We start from the raw sequence: 403 nt of genomic DNA on the forward strand, positions 1-403 counted from the left end.
GACGTGGAATATGGCAAGAAAACTGAAAATCATGGAAAATGAGAAACATCCACTTGACGACTTGAAAAATGACGAAATCACTAAAAAACGTGAAAAATGAGAAATGCACACTGAAGGACCTGGAATATGGCGAGAAAACTGAAAATCACGGAAAATGAGAAATACACACTTTAGGACGTGAAATATGGCGAGGAAAACTGAAAAAGGTGGAAAATTTAGAAATGTCCACTGTAGGACGTGGAATATGGCAAGAAAACTGAAAATCATGGAAAATGAGAAACATCCACTTGACGACTTGAAAAATGACGAAATCACTAAAAAACGTGAAAAATGAGAAATGCCCACTGAAGGACCTGGAATATGGCGAGAAAACTGAAAATCACGGAAAATGAGAAATACACAC

At 37.0% G+C, this 403-nt stretch carries 1 protein-coding gene; it reads left to right on the forward strand.

What is annotated here, in order from left to right; all coding sequences use genetic code 11:
* The first annotated feature begins 184 nt into the window (after positions 1-184).
* Complete coding sequence (locus C487_RS20635) at positions 185-334, forward strand: hypothetical protein (protein WP_019444655.1); 150 nt, start codon at positions 185-187, stop codon at positions 332-334.
* Positions 335-403: the final 69 nt, after the last annotated feature.

The organism is Natrinema pallidum DSM 3751 (assembly GCF_000337615.1).
In the GTDB taxonomy this organism is placed as follows: Archaea; Halobacteriota; Halobacteria; order Halobacteriales; family Natrialbaceae; genus Natrinema; species Natrinema pallidum.